At 65.9% G+C, this 3104-nt stretch carries 3 protein-coding genes; all 3 read right to left on the bottom strand.

Annotated elements, in window-relative coordinates; translation table 11 throughout:
- Nucleotides 1–38: 38 nt before the first annotated feature.
- Nucleotides 39–416, bottom strand: coding sequence for a radical SAM protein (locus D7X99_RS43040; protein WP_255429694.1), 378 nt, complete (start codon nucleotides 414–416; stop codon nucleotides 39–41).
- A gap of 203 nt (nucleotides 417–619) precedes the next feature.
- Nucleotides 620–2031 (bottom strand): IS3 family transposase gene (locus D7X99_RS41625; RefSeq protein WP_233614224.1). Its coding sequence is split into 2 segments (ribosomal slippage): nucleotides 620–1674 and nucleotides 1674–2031, totalling 1413 coding nucleotides; the frame shifts between segments, so codons are not numbered across the junction.
- A 79-nt stretch (nucleotides 2032–2110) separates the two neighbouring features.
- On the bottom strand, nucleotides 2111–3104 hold a 994-nt coding region (locus D7X99_RS41615), incomplete at its 5' end, for a YhcG family protein (RefSeq protein ID WP_233614223.1).

Raw genomic sequence — 3104 nt, 5'->3', positions numbered from 1 at the left:
GTGTTCTACAACCGGAAGCGGCGCCACTCCGCCCTGGGCTACGTCAGCCCAGTGGAATACGAGCGGAGGGCCGCAACCAAGAGGCTGGCAGCGTAGTCAACCTGTCCACCGAACCGGAGCAGGCCCACGCGGATGAAGTGGACGTTGTCACGAAGGCGCTCAGCCAGCTCACTGTCAATGTGGTGGCCGTGCGTCGTGAACGACACCGAGAGCCGCGTCTCGCGGGCCGCGTACTGACAGAGCTTTACGAACTCGGGGTAGAGCGTCGGCTCTCCACCACCAAATCCGATCCCCAGAGTGCCGTGCGCATCGAGCTCGGCGAGCCATCGCGTGATCGTGTCGAGCCGCAGCTCGTCGCGAGACTTCGGCGCGTAGCAGTGCGCGCATGCCAAGTCGCAGCGGTTCGTGAGCGCGATGGAGACCTGCCGAGGTGCGCGAGAGTAGAGCGAGGCAGGAACAGGGAGTTCGTCGAGAAGTACGTTTAGACCAGTGGTGCGGTCGAAGAGATGTACGCCTGCCTCCGAACACCGTTGCTTCCACTGGCGTCGTGGAGTGGCACGACGTTCGTGGGATGAGGTGCGGAACCTGTCAACGTGAATGAGACAGTGAAACTAAGAGATTAGTGCGCAGCCGCCTGAGAGTTGGGGAGCTGCGCGGGGTTGTTGATCCAGACGGCGTTCGGAAGGGCCCGGGGCTTCGGAGGGCCGTGAGGAAAACGCTCGGGATGGGCGTCGTAGGCCGCCGCGAGGACGGTAGCGCGGGCCGCGAGGCGCGCGTGCGCCAGTCCGTGGTGGACGTCGTGAGGGGTGAGCAGACCGAGGCCCGCGTGGTGGTGCTCCTCGTTGTACCAGCGGAAGAAGTCGCCGCAGAAGTCGCGGGCATCCTGGAGGCAACCGAAGACGCGGGGGAAGTCGGGGCGGTACTTCAGCGTCTTGAAGTGGGCCTCGCTGAAGGGGTTGTCGTTGGAGACGTGGGGCCGGGAGTGCGTCTTCGTCACGCCGAGGTCCGCCATCAGCAGGGCGACGGGCTTGGACGTCATGGAGGAGCCGCGGTCGGCGTGAATCGTCAGCTGGCCGGGTTGAATGCCCTGGCGCTCGCAGGTTTGTGCCAGGAGCTTCTGGGCGAGCGCGGCCGACTCGCGGTGCGCCACCAGCCAGCCGACGACGCAGCGGCTGTACACGTCGAGGACGACGTAGAGGTAGAAGTACGTCCACTTTCCCGGGCCGTGCAGCTTGGTGATGTCCCAACTCCAGAGTTCGTTCGGCTTCGTCGCGTGCACCTGGGGCACCGGGTGGTTGGGGTGGCGCAGCTGGTTGCGGCGCTCGCGCACCTCCTGGTTCTCGGCCAGCACCCGGTACAGCGTGCGCTCCGAGCATAGGTAGCGGCCTTCATCGAGCAGCTGCGCGTAGACTTCCGCGGGCGCCGCGTCCTGGAATCTCGGCTCATGCAGCACGGCGAGCACCTCGGCCCGCTGCTCGGCGGACAAGGCCCTCGGCTGACGGCGTCCACGGGCCGGCCCCTGCTTCGGCCGCAGCCTCCGGTAGAAGCTGGCGCGTGGCAGGCCCATCACCTGGCACACCGGCGCGATGCCCAGCTCGCCCACGGCCTCGCGTGCCGTGGCCATCAGGGCTCCTCGTCTTGCTTGGGCAGTTCCACTCCCAGGATTTCCGATACTTTTTTTTGGAGCTCCAGCAGGGCCTCGGCGCGCTTGAGCCGCGCCTGGGAGCGGGCCAGCTCCTTCTCCAGCTCGGCGATTCTCCGGGCACCGGGCTCGGCCACCTTCGCCGGGGGGCCTCGCTTGGAGGGCGCCAGGGCCGCCAGTCCTCCGGCCTCACGTTGGCGTCGCCAGACGCTCAAGAGCGAGGAGTACAGCCCCTCGCGGCGAAGCAGCGCCCCCACCTCTCCGGGCTTCGTGCAGCGGTCCGCTTCCTCGAGGATGCGCCGCTTGTCCTCCGCCGTGAAGCGACGACGCTTCGCCTTCTCCACCACCTCGGTCTCCACAACCCGAGCCTCTTTCACCACCGGATTCATCGTCCCTGCCTGGCTCGCCCTGCACACTAAACTACTGGGTACGGACTGGCTCACTCACGTTGGCAGAGAGGGGTGCCGTTCATGAGCGTCTCCGTAGATGCGTCGCGCGGGGAACGAGCGCATCCTCCGGCGTGAGCTGCGCGTACAATTCGTGGAGCTTCGCCCGCAACAGCTCCTTTGACGGCAGGAACGTCTGGTACTCGGCGACGAGCGTGGGCGCCGTCGTCCGCGCGAGCGCGTACTCGACGACCTCGTCGTCCTTCGTCGCGCAGAGGAGCACGCCGATTGAGGGCCGCTCGTGGAGCTTCTTCACGTCGCGGTCAAGTGCCTCGACGTAGAACGAGAGCTGACCGAGATCGGCGGGCTTGAACTTGTCGACCTTCAGCTCGAAGGCGACGAGGCACTGAATACCACGGTGGAAGAACACGAGGTCGATCGCGAAGTCCTGGCTACCGACCTGCACCGGGTACTGCGAGCCGACGAAACAGAAGTCGCGCCCCAACTCGGTGAGGAAGCGACCGAGGTTCCGAAGGAGCGCGTCGTGGAGGTCGGCCTCGGAGTGCTCAGCGGCGAGGCCGAGAAACTCCATGTTGTAGGCGTTCTTGAACTCGTCGATTGCCGTCGGGTGCGTTTGTCTCACCACTGGCGAGACTTTCTTCGTGGCGCGTGCCTCGCGAAGGACGGCGCCCGTTCGGATCTGCCGTTCGAGCTCCCGCTTGGGCCAGCGCTCCTTGATGGCGGCGAGGATGTAGAACTCGCGTGTCTCGACGGGCTTGGCCTGGCTGAGGATGATGAGGTGGTGCGTCCACGGCAATTGTCTCACCAGCGGCGAGACTTTTCGGTTCGACCGGTACGCCTCGTAGAACTGGCGCATCCGAAAGAGGTTCGGGCGCGTGTAGCCCCGGACACTCGGGTAGCGCCTCGCGAGATCGGCGGCGAGTTCCTCGTAAGAGTTCGCCGTGCCCCGTCGTGACGGGCTCCAGCCTTTCGTGAGACCTCCTGCCGCTACATGCCAGGAGGTGGTCCGTGGAGTTGGAAAAGGAGTTGGAGCAGTTCCGCCAGGAGGCGCAGCG

The sequence above is a fragment of the Corallococcus sp. AB032C genome (genome assembly GCF_003668935.1).
Lineage (GTDB): Bacteria > Myxococcota > Myxococcia > Myxococcales > Myxococcaceae > Corallococcus > Corallococcus exiguus.
This window is presented reverse-complemented; position numbering and strand designations above follow the sequence as displayed.